General features: G+C 40.4%; 14 protein-coding genes. 3 read left to right on the top strand and 11 right to left on the bottom strand.

The window, feature by feature from the left end; genetic code table 11:
* Nucleotides 1–162: 162 nt before the first annotated feature.
* Nucleotides 163–2685: an AAA family ATPase gene (locus HMPREF2991_RS08535; RefSeq protein ID WP_049489493.1), complete on the bottom strand. Its 2523-nt coding sequence runs from the start codon at nucleotides 2683–2685 to the stop codon at nucleotides 163–165.
* A 484-nt stretch (nucleotides 2686–3169) separates the two neighbouring features.
* Here HMPREF2991_RS08535 and HMPREF2991_RS10785 point away from each other — a divergent pair, with 484 nt between their 5' ends.
* Entirely contained in the window at nucleotides 3170–3430 is a 261-nt protein-coding gene (locus HMPREF2991_RS10785) for a DUF4368 domain-containing protein (RefSeq protein WP_239665721.1), read from the top strand.
* On the opposite strand, the gene HMPREF2991_RS08530 is transcribed toward HMPREF2991_RS10785, so the two are convergent.
* Entirely contained in the window at nucleotides 3359–6055 is a 2697-nt protein-coding gene (locus tag HMPREF2991_RS08530; protein WP_049489494.1) for a cation-translocating P-type ATPase, read from the bottom strand. The genes HMPREF2991_RS10785 and HMPREF2991_RS08530 overlap by 72 nt on opposite strands.
* Nucleotides 6056–6361: 306 nt before the next feature.
* Here HMPREF2991_RS08530 and mntE point away from each other — a divergent pair, with 306 nt between their 5' ends.
* Entirely contained in the window at nucleotides 6362–7555 is a 1194-nt protein-coding gene (gene mntE / locus HMPREF2991_RS08525) for a CDF family manganese efflux transporter MntE (protein WP_070683857.1), read from the top strand.
* A gap of 53 nt (nucleotides 7556–7608) precedes the next feature.
* Here mntE and HMPREF2991_RS08520 read toward each other — a convergent pair whose 3' ends face one another.
* The 9 genes from HMPREF2991_RS08520 to cdaA all read right to left on the bottom strand — a co-directional run bounded on the left by HMPREF2991_RS08520 (nucleotide 7609) and on the right by cdaA (nucleotide 16408).
* On the bottom strand, nucleotides 7609–8220 hold the full coding sequence (locus tag HMPREF2991_RS08520; RefSeq protein ID WP_070683855.1) for a hypothetical protein: 612 nt from the start codon (nucleotides 8218–8220) through the stop codon (nucleotides 7609–7611).
* Complete coding sequence (locus HMPREF2991_RS08515; protein WP_070683853.1) at nucleotides 8217–10085, bottom strand: ABC-F family ATP-binding cassette domain-containing protein; 1869 nt, start codon at nucleotides 10083–10085, stop codon at nucleotides 8217–8219. Before HMPREF2991_RS08515 ends, HMPREF2991_RS08520 begins: the two co-directional genes overlap by 4 nt.
* Nucleotides 10082–11281, bottom strand: a complete 1200-nt coding sequence (locus HMPREF2991_RS08510) for a CCA tRNA nucleotidyltransferase (protein WP_083303884.1) — start codon at nucleotides 11279–11281, stop codon at nucleotides 10082–10084. Before HMPREF2991_RS08510 ends, HMPREF2991_RS08515 begins: the two co-directional genes overlap by 4 nt.
* Complete coding sequence (dapB, locus tag HMPREF2991_RS08505) at nucleotides 11278–12045, bottom strand: 4-hydroxy-tetrahydrodipicolinate reductase (RefSeq protein ID WP_070568508.1); 768 nt, start codon at nucleotides 12043–12045, stop codon at nucleotides 11278–11280. Before dapB ends, HMPREF2991_RS08510 begins: the two co-directional genes overlap by 4 nt.
* Before the next feature lie 39 nt (nucleotides 12046–12084).
* Nucleotides 12085–12933 (bottom strand): DegV family protein, encoded by an 849-nt coding sequence (locus HMPREF2991_RS08500; protein ID WP_070568505.1) that lies wholly within the window; start codon nucleotides 12931–12933, stop codon nucleotides 12085–12087.
* A 2-nt stretch (nucleotides 12934–12935) separates the two neighbouring features.
* The gene (locus tag HMPREF2991_RS08495; protein WP_001050092.1) at nucleotides 12936–13310 is read right to left on the bottom strand and encodes a DUF1149 family protein; all 375 of its coding nucleotides are present in this window, start codon (nucleotides 13308–13310) and stop codon (nucleotides 12936–12938) included.
* Between the two features lie 73 nt (nucleotides 13311–13383).
* Nucleotides 13384–14736, bottom strand: a complete 1353-nt coding sequence (gene glmM / locus HMPREF2991_RS08490) for a phosphoglucosamine mutase (RefSeq protein WP_070683851.1) — start codon at nucleotides 14734–14736, stop codon at nucleotides 13384–13386.
* Between the two features lie 30 nt (nucleotides 14737–14766).
* Nucleotides 14767–15564 (bottom strand): CdaR family protein, encoded by a 798-nt coding sequence (locus HMPREF2991_RS08485; RefSeq protein WP_070568492.1) that lies wholly within the window; start codon nucleotides 15562–15564, stop codon nucleotides 14767–14769.
* Complete coding sequence (cdaA, locus tag HMPREF2991_RS08480; RefSeq protein ID WP_070568490.1) at nucleotides 15551–16408, bottom strand: diadenylate cyclase CdaA; 858 nt, start codon at nucleotides 16406–16408, stop codon at nucleotides 15551–15553. Before cdaA ends, HMPREF2991_RS08485 begins: the two co-directional genes overlap by 14 nt.
* A gap of 136 nt (nucleotides 16409–16544) precedes the next feature.
* On the opposite strand from cdaA, the gene HMPREF2991_RS08470 reads away from it, so the two are divergent.
* On the top strand, nucleotides 16545–17513 hold the full coding sequence (locus HMPREF2991_RS08470) for an NAD(P)/FAD-dependent oxidoreductase (protein ID WP_070568486.1): 969 nt from the start codon (nucleotides 16545–16547) through the stop codon (nucleotides 17511–17513).
* Nucleotides 17514–17524 lie beyond the last annotated feature (11 nt).

Genomic DNA, 17524 nt, shown 5'->3' with positions numbered 1-17524 from the left:
AAAGCGGATAACTCCTAACTATTCTCCTCAAATGCAAAAAAAGCCATCCGAAGAGTGGTCTAATATATAGTAGTTAATAAAATAAAGAGGATAGTAAATGATTGTACTCTCCTCTTTCTATTTTATATATCCTTTTAAACACTTATAAAGTATACTAATTTATCAATGACTATTCTTTATGTCCTCGATATCTTGTAACATCGTTATTAATTCATCTTTATCAATTGGGTTCTCTTCATTCTCGGTTCCATTATGTAAGGCTCCACCAGAGCAACGCCCATGAATAGCATGTAATATGTCAATAATCTCCGAATTGTTTTCAATTTTCTTTAATTCATCCCAGTTGATTCGGCTTTTTTTATTACTATATTTAGTGGGGACTTGATTATTCAAAATTATTTCATCAATGGCAAATTCAACTGCTCTTCTTAGTTTACCGCAAATAAGTTGTTTGCTATTATCTGACAATGGACTTTCTGTTAATGAGTGTTTAATATCAGAGATATAAGTATTTAAGTTTTCAGTTTGTTTTAATTTTATGATACCTTTTCGAACTTTGCCTTCACTCACAGTTTCATAAAGATAAACATGCTTACCTTTATCTTTATTACATCCTCCGTTTATATTTTTACACATATGACCGAGTTTACTTGTCATGAAACTGTCGAGAAACATTTTATTATGGGTAAATATAATAATTTGATTTTCTAATGACAGTAATAGTTCGGAAAATTTATTCATAATCCTATGATCTAAACTATTGACAGGGTCATCAAAAATAATCGTACTTCGATTTTTTGAAAGAGTGATTTCAGAAATAAATAAAGCTAGAGCAGTGGCTTTTTGCTCACCCTCACTCAAGATGTCTTCAATATTTTTATTATTATTTAAAATTAACTCTGTTTGTTGTTTTCCTCTACTATTAGAACCTTGTAATTTAATAGACAGATTATTTAAACCAAGTGATTTCAAATTGTGCTCAAAAGATTTCAGCAAATCACCTGTAAGTAGGTCGGCATGCGCTTTTTTACTTAAATTACTTAATTTTGAAGTATTTATCTCAGATATTAATTTTCTTTCTTGAAATAATCTATTTGTTATATCAGCAAACTTACTAAGTTTAGTGAATTGAGAGTTCAGCGATTCTTTTTCTTCAAGAATCATTAATTGGTGATTGTATTTCTTTAAAGATTCTATTCTCCGAGACTGTTCTGAATTTAATTCAATATGCAATTGATTAGTATCATCTATTTCTTTGGATAGATTATTTAATAACTCTTCTTGTATTTTAGGTGCTTCTATAGGTTCCTGCTCTCTCAATTTACTTAAGAGTGATTCCTTATTTTTAATTATCTGCTCATTTAAAGTTATAAGTTCAGACTTTTGATCAAGGGAAAGTTGAATTTCTTCACTCTGTATATCCACCACAGAAATAGTTTGTAGTTCTATAATTTTTTCCTTTATACTTGCTGTATTTTCATCTAATTGAGTTTGGGTGGTATCTTTTATAAATTTTGAGTATGCTTTCGTTATTTCTAACGATTTTTTATCATAAGAGCGATGACAATACGGACATGTATCTTCCAGTTCAAATTCTTCGCAGTAGATTATTCCTGATTTAATAAAATTAATCCAAATATCACTATCAGTACCAGGTATCTCGCTAAAAAGTTCATACTGTTGTCTAGCAGTTGAGTGTTCCTGTCCTAGCTTCTCCCTTCTTACAACTAGATTATCTACACTTTTTTTCTCTTTCTCAAGGAGTATCATTAAGCTCTTAAATTCTGACTTTATTTTTTGGAGTTTATCAAGTTTTATTTTATTAATCTTAATAGCATCAGCTGAATTTGCTTTTTGAAGATTTTCTATAGATTTTTTAACATTTTCGAGTTGACTTCTCTCTTCTGAAGAAAAACTTTCAAAACTTTTTATTTTCTTAATATCTACTTCTTCAAATCTATCTTTTTTTAAAAATTCTCTGAAGTTCTCTGTAACCTTATCAAGATTAATATCTGGCAATGCCTCTTCATCCGATTTGATCTTTTCTTCTGATAATTCTTTTATTTTAACTATTAACTCACTTATCTCAGAAAAATATGAAAGTGCATAGGGTTTAATTAGTAGTTCGTCTGCGTTTCTTTTCTGTAAATATTTATTAGTATATTCTGTATCAAAAACTCTAATTGAACGTAAATCTGAAATAGTCGAAGTATTTGACCAAGCGCTTGATTTTTGGGTATCATCTATACTATATTCAATATTCACATCAATATTCTTTGGAGAGTCACTAAAAATATTCTGCAAAATATTTTTAGAATTCATTTGTCCCGTCATATTATTTAGTATTCTAAAGTAACTACTCTTTCCAGTACCGTTAAGGCCATAAATGATGTTCATTGCTGGAGAGAAAGTAATGCTTTGTTCTTCCGAAAGAGCATTTACACCTGAGAGATGTTCTAATTTTGTTAAAATTATTTTTTCGTTTTTTGTACTAAAATTATTAGATGGAGATACAATATTTGGTATTTTTTTTCTTTGAAGTAAATAATCCGCTAAATCATTCTTTACATTATCATCAATAATTCCTTTGTTTTCAATAAAGAATTTTATAATATAGGATAACCAAGCATTACAATCACCTTTTTCAGCTAGATCTATTAAGTAATCAATAGCGTTGTTTTTCATATGTACTCATACTCCTCTTTTTATTTAGAAATAACTTAAAGCTACCACCTATATTATAACATATTATTAGCAATAATTCAATGTAAGTATAGCCCTTTAAAACCTGTCAACGAAACTTTAAGGTCAATTTCATCAAATAATGTTGTCAAAACTGTTTTTCAATATACCGTCTCCCGTCTTAACTAAGATTATTGTATGGGCTTAGGGCAAAATAGATATCGTCGATTTTCGAGTCGTGTTGACAAAAAAACTCCAAAAATACCAAAAAATCACTTTTTAAAAACTATTTTTCACATGACTCTGTGTGTAATTTTATCACATTTTGATTGGCATTTTTGATTAATTAGAAGGTCTAAACTGACGCACTTTTTATAAAACCAAGCCAGACTTACGGAGAAGAATAAAACAGCTTCAAACCTTCATTTTTGATTTAACTGAAAAACTTGCCGAACAACAAGAAGATAATTTGAACATCCACAAGTTTATGGCGATAATTTCGAAGTATACACAAGTTCCAGAATTAATCGTTGAAATGGTAATTAAGATGATTGACAAGATTATAATGCATAAACAATCTGGTACGAAACGCAACCGAATTATTCAAATTGATATTTACTACAGTTCCATCAAGAAACTAAACAACAAAAAAAGCCATCCGAAGATGACTTTCTTTTTAAATCGCATTCTTATCAAGACCAAGTTTACGTTGAACAAACTTGACGATTTCGACGATAAGTATCATTGAGAAGCTTCCAGCTAGAACAATAGCCCATTGTGACAAGTCTAGTTTGGTTACGTGGAAGATACCTTCAAGCGGTTCTACAACGATTGTTGCCATCAAGAGGATGAAGGATACCAAGATAGACCAGTTGAAGGTCTTAGACTTGAATGGTCCAACTGTCAAGATGGATTGGTAAACAGACTTGACATTGTAGGCATGGAATAGCTGAATCAAACCGAGGGTTGCAAAGGCCATAGTAAGGGCATCCGCATGAATGGCATGATTGTCACCCACATGAACTGGGTAAGCAATTGCAAGTCCATAAACACTCATAACAATAGCTGCTTGGAGTACACCTTGATAGATGATAGAATTCAAAACACCACCTGAGAAGAAGCTTGCCTTTCGTCCACGTGGTTTATGATTCATGACACCAGGCTCAGCAGGTTCAACACCAAGAGCGATAGCTGGGAAGGTATCTGTTACCAAGTTGATCCATAAAAGATGAACTGGCTGCAAGACGTCCCAACCAAACAAGGTTGATAAGAAGATAGTTAATACTTCAGCAGTATTGGCAGAAAGTAAGTACTGAATAGTCTTTTGAATGTTTGAGAAGACCTTACGTCCTTCTTCAACTGCGACGATAATAGTCGCAAAGTTATCATCTGCAAGAATCATGTCAGAAGCCCCCTTAGAAACCTCTGTACCAGTGATTCCCATACCGATACCGATATCGGCTGTTTTCAGAGCTGGCGCATCATTAACACCGTCACCTGTCATAGCAACAACCTTACCTTGTTTTTGCCAAGCCTTCACGATACGAACCTTGTGTTCTGGAGACACACGGGCATAAACAGAGTATTGACCAACTACTTTTTCAAAGTCTTCATCTGACAGTTCGTTGAGCTCAGCACCAGTTAAAACGTGGCCTTCTGTATCATTTGCATCAATAATTCCCAAACGTTTGGCAATGGCTTCTGCTGTATCTTGGTGGTCACCCGTGATCATGATTGGACGGATTCCCGCTTCTTTAGCCACACGAACAGCTTCTGCGGCTTCAGCACGCTCAGGGTCAATCATCCCAATCAAACCAGTAAAGATCAAGTTGTTTTCAAGCTCTTCAGAAGTAAGATTTTCTGGAATACTATCGATAATCTTATAAGCACCTGCAAGGACACGCAAGGCTTGGTGAGCCATTTCCGAATTGTTTGTATGGATTAATTCAGTGACTTTCTCATCAATCGGAGCAACATCCCCAGCTTTATCACGAGCAACACAACGTTTCAAAAGTTGATCTGGAGCCCCTTTGACTGCCACGAGGAATTTGCCATCTGGCAATGGGTGAACTGTCGACATGAGTTTACGATCTGAGTCAAACGGCAATTCAGCTACACGAGGATATTTCTCTAAGAATCCTTTAACATCGTAGCCCTTGTCCAAGGCATACTGGATGAAGGCTGTTTCCGTTGGATCCCCGATCAGGTTTCCTTCAGCATCAATCTTGGTATCGTTGGCCAAGACAACTGAACGAAGTAGTGGCATGTCCAAGCCAAGTTCAATGTCATCAGCTGAGTCATGTAGGACTGCGTCATAGAAGACTTTCTCGACTGTCATCTTGTTCATGGTAAGCGTACCAGTCTTATCAGAAGCGATGATTTCAGTCGAACCAAGCGTTTCAACTGCTGGTAACTTACGAACGATAGAGTTTCGTTTGGCCAAAACTTGAGTACCAAGGGCAAGAACGATGGTTACGATAGCTGGGAGTCCTTCTGGAATGGCTGCAACAGCAAGCGCAACAGAGGTCATCAACTCACCAAGTGGATTTTTTCCTTGAATGAAGACACCAACAACAAAAGTAACAAGGGCAATGACCAAGATAGCGTACGTCAAGACCTTAGAAAGGTTGTTCAAGTTTTGTTTGAGAGGTGTATCCGTCTCATCCGCATCTTGGAGCATGCCAGCGATATGACCCACTTCAGTGTACATACCTGTATTGACAACAACACCAAGACCACGACCATAAGTCACATTTGAGTTTTGAAAGGCCATATTGACACGGTCACCAATACCAGCATCTGCAGCGAGCTCGACTGTCAAGTCTTTTTCAACTGGAACAGACTCGCCTGTTAAAGCTGCTTCTTCGATTTTAAGAGAATTAGCTTCTAGCAAACGTAGGTCTGCTGGCACTACATCACCAGCTTCGAGAGCTACGATATCACCTGGCACCAATTCTTTGGAATCAATCTCAGCCATGTGCCCATCACGAATAACGCGAGCAGCTGGACTAGACATAGACTTGAGGGCTTCGATGGCTTCTTCTGCTTTTCCTTCTTGGTAAACACCAAAGGCAGCGTTGATGATAACCACGGCAAGGATAATGATGGCATCTGCAATATCTTCCCCACCAGAAGTTATGACGGACAAGATAGCCGCAGCAATTAGGATGATAATCATCAAATCCTTAAATTGCTCAATAAACTTGACTAGGAGAGATTTTTTCTCACCCTCTTCCAGTTCATTGCGTCCATATTCAGCTAGGCGTTTCTGCGCTTCGCTAGACGAGAGACCTTGTTCAGTTGCTTCAACTGACTTCAAGACCTCTTCAGGACTCTGAGTGTAAAACGCTTGGCGTTTTTGTTCTTTTGACATGTGTCTCCTCCTTGACATTGTGTGCAAAACAAGTTCTCTTTTAGTTTTATGACAAACAAAAAGAGACCTGTTAATCATAACAAGTCTCGCTGTTTAAGATAGTGCCGGAAAACATACTTTTCAGTATACAATTCGGAATGACGACACTATCACAGGTTTCTGCCAGCTACTCCCTTGAGTAGTACTATTATATCAAAATTTGAACAATTTTCAAGGGTTTAAATCAGATGAAACAAGACTAAATTTGAATTTTCCCTTGAAAACCAGTATAATGGTAGAATACTATATGACTAGAAAGGAAGCCCGATGAACCAATCCATGTCAAATCTCAAATTGGCAGAACGTGGAGCCATTATCAGCATTTCAACCTACCTCCTCTTGTCTGCAGCAAAATTGGCAACTGGTCACCTCCTGCATTCTTCCAGTTTGGTGGCAGATGGTTTCAACAACGTATCCGATATTATTGGAAATGTTGCTCTCTTGATTGGGATTCGGATGGCCCGCCAACCTGCAGACCGTGACCATAGCTTTGGTCACTGGAAGATTGAAGATTTGGCTAGCTTGATTACTTCCATCATCATGTTCTATGTTGGTTTTGATGTACTTCGGGACACCATTCAGAAAATCCTTAGTCGGGAACAAACACCCATTGATCCTCTGGGTGCAACTCTAGGAATCATTTCTGCAGCGATTATGTTTGTGGTCTATCTCTATAACACACGCCTCAGTAAGAAATCCAAATCCAAGGCTCTCAAAGCAGCTGCTAAGGACAATCTTTCCGATGCTGTCACCTCGCTTGGGACTTCCATTGCTATCTTAGCCAGCAGTTTCAATTACCCTATCGTGGATAAATTGGTCGCTATCATCATCACCTTCTTTATCTTAAAAACAGCCTATGATATCTTTATCGAGTCTTCCTTCAGTCTTTCAGATGGTTTTGATGACCGTCTGCTAGAGGACTACCAAAAGGCCATCATGGAGATTCCAAAGATTAGTAAGGTCAAGTCCCAAAGAGGGCGGACCTACGGTAGCAATATCTACCTTGATATCACCCTGGAAATGAATCCTGACCTATCAGTCTATGAAAGTCATGAGATTGCGGACCAGGTCGAGTCCATGCTGGAAGAGCGTTTTGGAGTCTTTGATACCGATGTCCATATCGAGCCAGCTCCCATACCTGAGGACGAGATTTTAGACAATGTCTATAAAAAACTGCTCATGCGTGAGCAATTGATTGACCAAGGAAATCAGCTAGAAGAACTCCTTGCTGAGGACTTTCTCTATATCCGTCAAGATGGAGAGCAAATGGATAAAGAGGCTTATAAGTCTGAAAAAGAACTTAAAGCTGCTATTAAAGATATTCAAATCACTTCCATTAGTCAGAAAACCAAGCTCATTTGCTATGAGCTAGATGGCATCGTCCACACCAGTATCTGGCGTCGCCATGAGACTTGGCAAAATATCTTTCATCAAGAGACTAAAAAGGAAGACAAACAGTGACCCTATCCAGTGGATAGGGCCTTTTTGATTATTCTACTTTAAGCAAAGACAGACTATGACGGTTTGGAAGATTTGCTTTTCGAAGCTTGTTTTGCCTCTTTTCTTGCTTGACGATTTTGTTCGATACGCCATTCTCTTTCATAGTACTTCATGACCTCATAGACCCTTTCAGGAAGTCCTACATCTAGTAGAAAGATTGGGATAATTAAGTCTGCTGACGGATAAAAAGGGAGAATCCTTCTCTTCAGCTGAGTTAGAAAGGATTGGGATTTCACATTTTCCTTGTTTTTAAAATAGACTTCAATCCGATAAGAATCCCTATACTTCCCTCGAATCCGAGAGAAGAAAAAGTTCTCTACGTCTGTCCAAGCATAGAAATGACTAGGTTTCTTTGGATTTTGTTTGTAGTAAAACCCCTCGACAGTACATTTCAAATATTCCTTATCGGAACTTAACAGCCTGTATGTCTGATACACGACTACTCCAGCACAAAAGAGGACAAGCAGTATTAATAACAGACTTATCGTATGAAGTCTGGTTCCCTTTTGCGAGTACAAATGGAGATAAGAGAGAGGCAGCAAGAAGAAAAGCACTGAAGCCAAGCCAAACAAGGCATTCCAAATGATTTTCTTGGGACTACGTTTAATGACTTTTTCTTCCATCATGCCAACTCACTTAAATATTCATAGCGTTCGTATTTTTCAAGGAGTGCTTCGTTTTTCTCGTCTAGCTCTTTTTGAAGAGTCGCTAGTTTACCAAAGTCGGAGCCATTTGCCAGCATCTCCTCTTCAATAGCAGCGATGCGATTTTCTAAGGCTTCAATATCGCCTTCAATGCTTGCCCACTCCTGCTTTTCTTGATAGGTCATACGCTTCTTGTCTTCACGAACTTTGACCACTTTCTCTTTTTCGGCCTTTTGGACTTGATTGGACATCTCTGTTTCAAAGGCTTTTTCATCAAGGTAGTCAGTATAATGACCAAAGAAAGGACGAATCTTGCCATCTTCAAAAGCAAGAATCTTGGTCGCTACCTTATCCAGGAAATAACGGTCGTGGCTAACTGTCAAGACAGGGCCTGCAAAACCTTGCAAGAAATTCTCTAAAACTGTCAAGGTCGCAATATCCAGATCATTGGTTGGCTCGTCCAAGAGAAGAACATTTGGTTTTTCCAAGAGCAGTTTGAGGAGATAGAGGCGTTTTTTCTCGCCACCAGACAATTTCTCAATCAAGGTTCCATGCGTCGAACGTGGGAAGAGGAACTGCTCCAGCAACTCTGCAATGGAAGTCGTAGAACCACCACTGGTCTTAACCTCTTCTGCCACTTCTTGCAGGTAATTGATAACGCGCTTGCTTTCATCTAAACCTTCAATTTGTTGAGAGAAATAGGCAATGCGAACCGTCTCACCGATGATAACTTGACCTGCTGTCGGCTCAAGACTTCCTGCAATCAGATTAAGCAGGGTGGATTTTCCCACACCGTTGTCCCCAACGATACCAATACGGTCTTTGGCCTGCACCAAGAGGTTAAAATCTTGTAAAATCGGCTTGTTTTCATAGGCGAAGGAAACATTCTGAAACTCGATGACTTTTTTCCCAATCCGACTGGTTTCAAAGTTCATGGTCAAGTCTGCCTCAGTAGGATTATCTGAAACTTCCTTCTTCAAATCGTGGAAACGATTGATACGAGCCTGCTGCTTGGTCGCACGCGCTTGCGGTTGTCTACGCATCCAAGCCAATTCTTGTTTGTAGAGTTGCTCCTTTTTGTGAAGGAGAGCAGCGTCACGCTCATCTTGCTCCGCCTTAAGGCGAACATAGTCCTGGTAATTGCCCTGATACTCGGTCAAGCCTGCTCGGTCCAACTCGAAAATCCGCGTTGATAGCGCATCTAAAAAATAGCGATCGTGGGTGATAAAAAGAACCGTCTTCTTGGAATTTTTCAAAAAAAGGGTCAGCCACTCGATGGTCGCAATGTCCAGATGGTTGGTCGGCTCGTCTAGTAACAAGAGGTCGTGGTTGCCTAGGAGAACTTGCGCCAACTGGACCCGTCTTCTGAGACCGCCTGACAATTCACCAACTGGAGTCGACAAGTCCTGAATACCTAGCTTACTGAGGACCGTCTTGACCTGGCTTTCAATTTCCCAGGCTTGTAGAGAATCCATCTCTGCCATGACCCGTTCCAAACGAGCCTGCTTGTCCTCACTGTAGTTGAGCATGATTAACTCATACTCACGAATCAACTGGATTTCCTTGAGGTCGCTGGAGAGAACCGTATCCAAGACCGTCTTGTTATCATCAAAATCAGGATCCTGTGTCAGGTAGCCAATCTTATAGTCATTCTTAGCAGAAAAAGGGCTAACGTCACCATCAAATTCTGAAACACCAGAAAGAACATCCAAAAGGGTGGTCTTACCCGTTCCATTGACACCAATCAGACCGATTCTATCCAAGTCATGGATGATAAAGGAAATATCCTTAAAAACTGTCTTGTCACCAACGGATTTGCTTAGTTTTTCAACGATAAAATCACTCATTTTTTCTCCCTCAGGTAAGCATGGATAGCTTGACGATCATTTTCCAATTCTCCATCGACAATGGCAAACTCAATCTCTGTTAAAATCTCTCCCAAGTCTGGTCCTGGCTGGTAACCATATTCCTTAATCAAAATTCCACCATTAATCTGGATTTCTTTCTTATCATGAATGGTCAAACTCTGGTAAGTTTCTTTGATAGCTTGTGGATTGACTTCTTTTCCTTGGGCCTGACGAAGATTTTCTGCCTGTAAAAGTAAATCCAAGTCAAAGCGGTAACAATCGCGCTTGCTCAATTCTCCCTTTTCTCGCAAAGCCAAAATGGTCAGCAAATCCTGTACTTGCTTTGCAAACTGGCGTGAGGTTTTCCAAGCTTTCAAAAATGGCTGCGCATCTTTAATCTCTAAGGCCCACAATAGAGCCGCCCAAGCTTGTTCGGAAGATTCAAAAGTGAAATCAGTCTCCAAATCAAACAGTTTGTTGAGCTTGTCCTGGCTCCCTACCATGTCCGGAAGATAGTTATAAGCTCGACTCTCAATCATGGAAGCCAGACCAACTCGCCAAAAAGGTGCCAGCAAGAGTTTATCAAACTCAACGAAGGTGCGCTCCACAGAAATTTTCTCCAAGAGTGGCGTCAAAGTCTTCATCGCTTTAAATGTTTCTGGCTCAAGTTCAAAACCAAGACTGGCCTGAAAACGGAAACCACGCATAATCCGCAGAGCATCTTCGTTGAAACGTTCACTAGCCACTCCAACTGCTCGCAAGACTTGATTTTTCAAATCTTCTAATCCATAGAACAAGTCAATGATTTCGCCTGTCTCATCCAAAGCGAAGGCATTGACTGTGAAATCACGGCGCTTGAGGTCTTCTTCTAGCGAACGCACAAAGGAAACCGCACTGGGTCTGCGGTAGTCCACATAGACATCTTCGGTCCGAAAGGTGGTTACCTCATACTCCTCGTCCCCATCTAAGACCAAGACAGTTCCGTGCTCGATTCCAATATCGGCTGTTCGCGGAAAAATCTGCTTGGTCTCCTCTGGATAAGAAGAAGTCGCAATATCCACATCGTGGATGGGACGATTGAGGAGGGCATCTCGAACAGATCCCCCAACAAAATAGGCTTCAAAGCCTGCTTCTTTAATTTTTTCTAATACTGGTAAAGCCTTCTGAAATTCAGAAGGCATTTGCGTTAATCTCATAATAAGTGTTCTAATCCATAGACAAGCTCATGACACTTGACAACTTCTTTGATTCCCAAATTGACCCCTGTCATGAAGGAGCTGCGATCATAGGAGTCATGACGAAGGGTCAATCCTTCTCCCTGATTGCCAAAGATAACTTCTTGATGAGCTACTAAGCCTGGCAAACGAACTGAGTGGATCCGCATGCCATCAAAATCAGCACCACGAGCACCTGCAATCAATTCTTCCTCATCAGGCGCACCTTGCTGGATAGACTCTCGCACTTCCGCCATCAACTCAGCCGTTTTAATGGCTGTTCCGCTCGGAGCATCTTTTTTCTTGTCATGGTGGAGCTCGATAATCTCCACATTTGGGAAATATTTGGCAGCCTGCGCCGCAAATTGCATAAGCAAGACAGCGCCCAAGGCAAAGTTAGGGGCTATCAAGCCACCCAAATCTTGTTCACGGGAAAATGCTTTTAGTTCTGCAATTTCGTCACTAGTGAATCCTGTTGTTCCTACGACAGGAGCAAAGCCATTTTCAAGAGCAAAGCGTGTATTTTCGTAGGCAACGGCTGGTGTAGTAAAATCTACCCAAACATCCGCTTCAAAACCAACCAAGTCAGCCTTATCATTGAAGACAGGAATTCCCTGCCACTCTGACTCAGACTCAAAAGGATCCAAAACTGCGACCAAGTCCAAGTCTGGATCAGCTAAGACCATCTGACAAGCAGCTTGGCCCATCTTTCCCTTAAAACCGGCAATAATTACTCGAATACTCATCTCTACTCCTGTCTAAGATACAAAGCTTGTAAGAACAATTTAGACGATTGTTGTATAGCTCAAGGCGATACTACCTTCTCCAAGGTGGGTCCCAATGACACTACCAAAGGGTTCAATTGGAATTTCAGCAGTCACACCACTCTCCATCAAAAGCTGACGTAAATCCGCTGCCTTTTGAGGAGCGTTCCCATGAATGACTGTTATACGGTAGTCCCCGTCTTTTGTCAACTCCTTGATGATTTCCACCAAACGTTTGATTGCTTTCTTTTCTGTACGAACTTTTTCGTAAACTTCAATCACTCCTTGGTCATTAAAGTAAAGGATAGGCTTGATACTGAGGAGATTTCCTAAGATAGCTGCTCCATTTGACAAACGTCCTCCCTTAACCAAGTGGTCGAGGTCATCTACTATGATAAAGGCTGAATTATCAGCAATTTGGATAGCCAATTTCTCCTGAATCTGGGCAAAATCATCACCTTGTTCTGCCCATTCAAAGGCACTCTCTACCATAAATCCTAGAGGGGAACTTGTGATATGGGTATCTGGAAAGGCAATGGTCAAGCCATCATACTCTTCCAACATGTATTGGATGTTCTGATAAAAACCTGAAATTCCTGACGAAAGAAATAGTCCCAAGACATGGGTATAACCCTCATCTTTCAAAGAACTAAGAATCTCATCCAATTTGGCAATACTTGGTTGACTAGTTTTAGGCAATTCTACAGACTGAGCCATTTTTTGATAAAATTCCTCAGCAGTCAGATTGACACCTTCAACATACTCCTCTCCATCAATATTGACAGGAATATCCAAGATAAAAAGATTCTCTCTTTGCAGCGTCTTCTCCTCTAAATAGGCTGAAGAATCTGTAATGACAGCTAATTTCATGACTAAAACTCCAAATTGATCCCTGGAAGATCCAAGGCGATTTCTGTTACTTCATACGTCAAACGGTTGAGCATGTTCAAACATGGACGTGCCAAGGTTTCGACTTCTTCTTGGTTAAATTCGCTTGGTTCGTTGACAATGCGACCTTCCACATGGTTAACTTGAGAAATTGTTCCGCTGATGACAAATTTGTCAAAGACAATCATGAAACTCAAGATAACGACTAAAGAAGTCACTTGGTTTTCTTGGTCATGTTGGAGCAACTGAAAGTTCACGTCTACCTTGGTTTCAGGAGCTCCATTTTCATTTTCCCATTCAAAGTTACGAGCATCAAAGTGATACTGGCTAACAAATTCTTGTTCTCGTTTAAGATTCATTTTTCTCTCCCATTGCTACAATTTACTATGCAATTGTACCACATTTTTATCATTTCATCTAGTTTTCTAGGCTTTAGTCAATTCCGATTTCATCTTTAACAACAGCAGCAATTGTATCTACGTAGTAGTTAACTTCTTCTGTTGTTGGGGCTTCTGCCATGACGCGCAAGAGGGGTTCTGTTCCACTTGGGCGGACAAGGATACGACCGTTCCCTGCCATTTCCTCTTCCATCTTTTCGATGATAGTTTTAATGGCTGGTACTTCCATGGCTTTTTCTTTCATGGCATTTTCCACTCGGATATTGACCAGTTTTTGTGGGTAAATCGTCACTTCTGATGCCAGTTGAGACAAACTCTTACCTGTTTCTTTCATGATTTTAGTCAATTGAACAGCTGATAATTGACCATCACCAGTTGTATTGTAGTCCATCAAGATAACGTGACCAGACTGTTCACCACCAAGGTTGTAGCCTGATTTTCTCATTTCTTCAACGACATAGCGGTCACCAACAGCAGTCACTACCTTGTTAATGCCAGCACTCTCCAAGGCCTTATGGAAGCCAAGGTTAGACATAACCGTTGTCACGATGGTGTTTTGAGCCAACTGGCCTTTTTCAGAAAGGTATTTACCGATGATATACATGATCTTATCACCATCGACGATCTCGCCATTTTCATCGACAGCAATCAAGCGGTCACTATCTCCGTCAAAGGCCAAACCAATAGCTGACTGGCTTTCTTTAACCACTTCTTGAAGAGCTTCTGGATGTGTAGAACCTACATTCAAGTTGATATTCAGACCATCTGGTGTCTCCCCAATAACAGTTATTTGAGCCCCAAGGTCTGCAAAGATTTGACGAGCACTCGTAGACGCTGCACCGTTTGCTGTGTCCAAGGCCACTTTCATTCCTTCAAGAGGAGTTCCAGTTGAAACAAGGTAGCCTTCATACTTACGTAAACCTTCTGGATAGTCCACTAAGGTTCCCAAACCTTCGGCACTTGGACGAGGAAGGGTGTCTTCTGTAGCATCTAGCAAGGCTTCGATTTCTGCTTCTTTTTCATCATCAAGTTTGAAGCCATCCCCACCAAAGAATTTAATTCCATTATCAAGGGCTGGGTTGTGACTAGCGGAAATCATGACACCTGCACTGGCTCCCTCAGTTTTGACCAAGTAAGCTACTGCTGGTGTTGCAAGGACACCGAGTTTGTAGACGTGAACCCCTACAGAGAGGAGACCTGCCACTAAGGCTGATTCTAACATTTCTCCTGAGATACGTGTATCACGTCCTACAAAGACTTTAGGGGCTTCTGTTTCGTGTTGGCTAAGAACATAACCACCAAAACGTCCCAGTTTAAAGGCCAATTCTGGCGTCAGTTCTACGTTTGCTTCTCCACGGACTCCATCGGTCCCAAAATATTTACCCATTTTATTTATCATCCTTTTCTACTATTTTGTTTAGTCCTGTTTAGACGAGTCTGGTTTCGTTTCTGAACTCGTTGAAGACGAACTGCTGGTTGAAGAGCCCGTTGACGAGGTCGTTGACGAAGAACTCGAGCTAGACGATACTGTTTTGGTTGTAATTTTCATTGTAGTGTTAAATGGCATAATGACGCTTGGCAAGACATTTCCATTTTTATCGACTGCTTGTAGAGGAACAGAAGCCGAATAATTACCTGTTATCCGTTCACTCGTTGGCAAGATGGCAATGACACGATCTACTCTAGAGAGAGTTTCCTCATCACTAATAACCGTTACTTTTTCATCTGATACAGTGACTGTATCAATTTTCACACGAGAATCAATCTGACTAGGGTCAATCTCCGGCACAACGATTACATTATCACGTTTTGCTTTTTTACCAACCTTGACTGTTATCTTTTGCGGTGTCGCAACAGCCGTCAAACCGCTCGGAAGATTTTCAATGGTTAGAGGAACTTCGATGGTTCCTACACTGGCATCAGAAAGATCAGCTGTCACCTTAAATTTGCGGGTGCTTTCCTGCATCTCACTCGCCAAAGCAACTCTATTTGACCCTGTTAGAAAGACCGTCACCTCAGATGTAAAACCACTGATAAAATACTGATCACTGTCATACTGAATATCAATTGGGACATTAAGAACTGTGTTCGTATAAGTCTCCGTCCGCACCTGTCTGGCACTGTTGCTATTCTGATAGTTTGTCAATGTTGCATAGATAAAGAGAATGCAGGCGAAAAAGAAGGAAGAAATGATGTATAGACTATTTTTTCTCATGTTTCAATCCTCCTAGCAAGCGCTCTTTCAGACCTTGCTTTTTCTCTGATGTTGGAAGTAAGATTCTTCTCAATTCAGATTCAAACTCTTCCAAGGTCAAATCATGCTTAAAGACTCCATTATAGGTGATGGAGATTCCACCCGTTTCTTCCGAAACCACAAAGGTAAGAGCATCTGACACTTCCGACAAACCAATCGCCGCCCTGTGACGCGTTCCAAACTCCTTGGAAATCCCGGTATCTTCAGTCAAGGGTAGATAGGCTGAAGTTACAGCAATTCGGTCTTCCTTGATAATGACAGCACCATCATGCAAGGGAGTATTGGGAATGAAAATATTGATAAGCAATTCAGCCGAAATTTTGGCATCTAAAGGGATCCCTGTCGAGATGTATTCCTGCAAGGTTCTCACTCTCTGAACCACTACAAGCGCCCCAATCTTACGAGGGCTCATGTATTCAACTGATTTCACAAATGCATGAACCATCTGCTCTTCCGCACTAATAGGGGCATTGGAGAAGAAATCAGTAGCCCGGCCCAATCGCTCCAAACCAGTCCGAATCTCTGGTGAAAAGATAACCACCGCTGCAATCACCCCGTAGGTGATGATCTGATTGATTAACCAGGAAATAGTCGTTAAACCAATCATATTGGAAAGAATCTGGGCTAGAATAAAAACTAAGACTCCACGGACCAATATCATAATCTTGGTGCCTGCAATAGCTTTAGTAAAATGATATAAAATATAAGTCACAATGAGAATATCAATCAGATTGGTGACTATACTCCAAGGACTTGAAAACAAACTCGTCCAGTATTGTAAATTGGATAATTGTTGAAAATTCATCCTTGGCCTCCTCCCTGTCAAAACACTTTACTCATTATTATACCATTTTTTGCCCATTTTTTCCCTATCCTACCTCATTTTAAATTAAGCAAAAATATGATAAAATAAACTGATTAGAAAAAACGAAGGAGAAATCATGTCTCAACTCTATGATATTACTATTGTAGGTGGCGGTCCTGTTGGTCTCTTTGCTGCCTTTTACGCTCACCTACGCCAAGCCAAAGTCCAAATCATCGACTCCCTTCCCCAGCTAGGTGGCCAGCCCGCCATTCTCTACCCTGAAAAGCAAATCCTTGATGTGCCAGGTTTTCCAAACTTAACTGGAGAAGAGCTGACCAATCGCTTGATTGAACAGCTAAACGGCTTTGATACCCCTATTCATCTCAATGAAACCGTTCTTGAAATTGAGAAACAAGATCAAGGCTTTGCCATTACAACCAATAAGGGGAGTCACCTGACTAAAACCGTCATCATTGCTATGGGTGGTGGCGCCTTCAAACCACGTCCGCTCGAATTAGATGGCGTTGAAAACTATGAAAATATCCACTACCACGTTTCCAACATTCAGCAATACGCTGGCAAGAAAGTGACCATCCTTGGTGGGGGAGACTCAGCTGTGGACTGGGCTCTGGCTTTTGAAAAGATTGCCCCAACTACCCTTGTTCACCGCAGAGATAACTTCCGCGCCTTGGAACATAGTGTGCAAGCCTTGCAAGAATCATCTGTAACTATCAAGACACCGTTCGTCCCTAGCCAACTTCTCGGAGATGGAAAAACACTCGATAAACTAGAAATCACCAAAGTCAAATCAGATGAAACCGAAACTATCGACTTAGACCACCTCTTTGTCAATTACGGCTTCAAATCATCTGTCGGCAATCTTAAAAATTGGGGTCTGGACCTCAACCGTCACAAGATTATCGTCAATAGCAAACAAGAATCCAGCCAAGCAGGTATCTATGCTATCGGCGACTGCTGCTACTATGAAGGTAAGATTGATTTGATCGCTACAGGACTGGGTGAAGCTCCAACAGCTGTTAACAATGCCATTAACTACATTGACCCTGACCAAAAAGTACAACCCAAACACTCGACCAGTTTATAATAAAAGAACCA

This window comes from Streptococcus sp. HMSC072D07, from assembly GCF_001814835.1.
In the GTDB taxonomy this organism is placed as follows: Bacteria; Bacillota; Bacilli; order Lactobacillales; family Streptococcaceae; genus Streptococcus.
The sequence above is the reverse complement of the archived record's forward strand: the minus strand, read 5'-3'. Positions and strand labels throughout refer to the sequence as shown.

What these genes read in the sequence shown, in the direction of transcription:
- HMPREF2991_RS10785 (WP_239665721.1), top strand. Translation starts at nt 3,170, where the DNA reads ATGGCGATAATTTCGAAGTATACACAAGTTCCAGAATTAATCGTTGAA.
- HMPREF2991_RS08500 (WP_070568505.1), bottom strand. Translation starts at nt 12,933, where the DNA reads ATGAAATTAGCTGTCATTACAGATTCTTCAGCCTATTTAGAGGAGAAG.
- dapB (WP_070568508.1), bottom strand. Translation starts at nt 12,045, where the DNA reads ATGAGTATTCGAGTAATTATTGCCGGTTTTAAGGGAAAGATGGGCCAA.
- HMPREF2991_RS08470 (WP_070568486.1), top strand. Translation starts at nt 16,545, where the DNA reads ATGTCTCAACTCTATGATATTACTATTGTAGGTGGCGGTCCTGTTGGT.
- HMPREF2991_RS08520 (WP_070683855.1), bottom strand. Translation starts at nt 8,220, where the DNA reads ATGATGGAAGAAAAAGTCATTAAACGTAGTCCCAAGAAAATCATTTGG.
- HMPREF2991_RS08485 (WP_070568492.1), bottom strand. Translation starts at nt 15,564, where the DNA reads ATGAGAAAAAATAGTCTATACATCATTTCTTCCTTCTTTTTCGCCTGC.
- HMPREF2991_RS08530 (WP_049489494.1), bottom strand. Translation starts at nt 6,055, where the DNA reads ATGTCAAAAGAACAAAAACGCCAAGCGTTTTACACTCAGAGTCCTGAA.
- mntE (WP_070683857.1), top strand. Translation starts at nt 6,362, where the DNA reads ATGAACCAATCCATGTCAAATCTCAAATTGGCAGAACGTGGAGCCATT.
- HMPREF2991_RS08515 (WP_070683853.1), bottom strand. Translation starts at nt 10,085, where the DNA reads ATGAGTGATTTTATCGTTGAAAAACTAAGCAAATCCGTTGGTGACAAG.
- HMPREF2991_RS08535 (WP_049489493.1), bottom strand. Translation starts at nt 2,685, where the DNA reads ATGAAAAACAACGCTATTGATTACTTAATAGATCTAGCTGAAAAAGGT.
- HMPREF2991_RS08495 (WP_001050092.1), bottom strand. Translation starts at nt 13,310, where the DNA reads ATGAATCTTAAACGAGAACAAGAATTTGTTAGCCAGTATCACTTTGAT.
- HMPREF2991_RS08510 (WP_083303884.1), bottom strand. Translation starts at nt 11,281, where the DNA reads ATGAGATTAACGCAAATGCCTTCTGAATTTCAGAAGGCTTTACCAGTA.
- cdaA (WP_070568490.1), bottom strand. Translation starts at nt 16,408, where the DNA reads ATGAATTTTCAACAATTATCCAATTTACAATACTGGACGAGTTTGTTT.
- glmM (WP_070683851.1), bottom strand. Translation starts at nt 14,736, where the DNA reads ATGGGTAAATATTTTGGGACCGATGGAGTCCGTGGAGAAGCAAACGTA.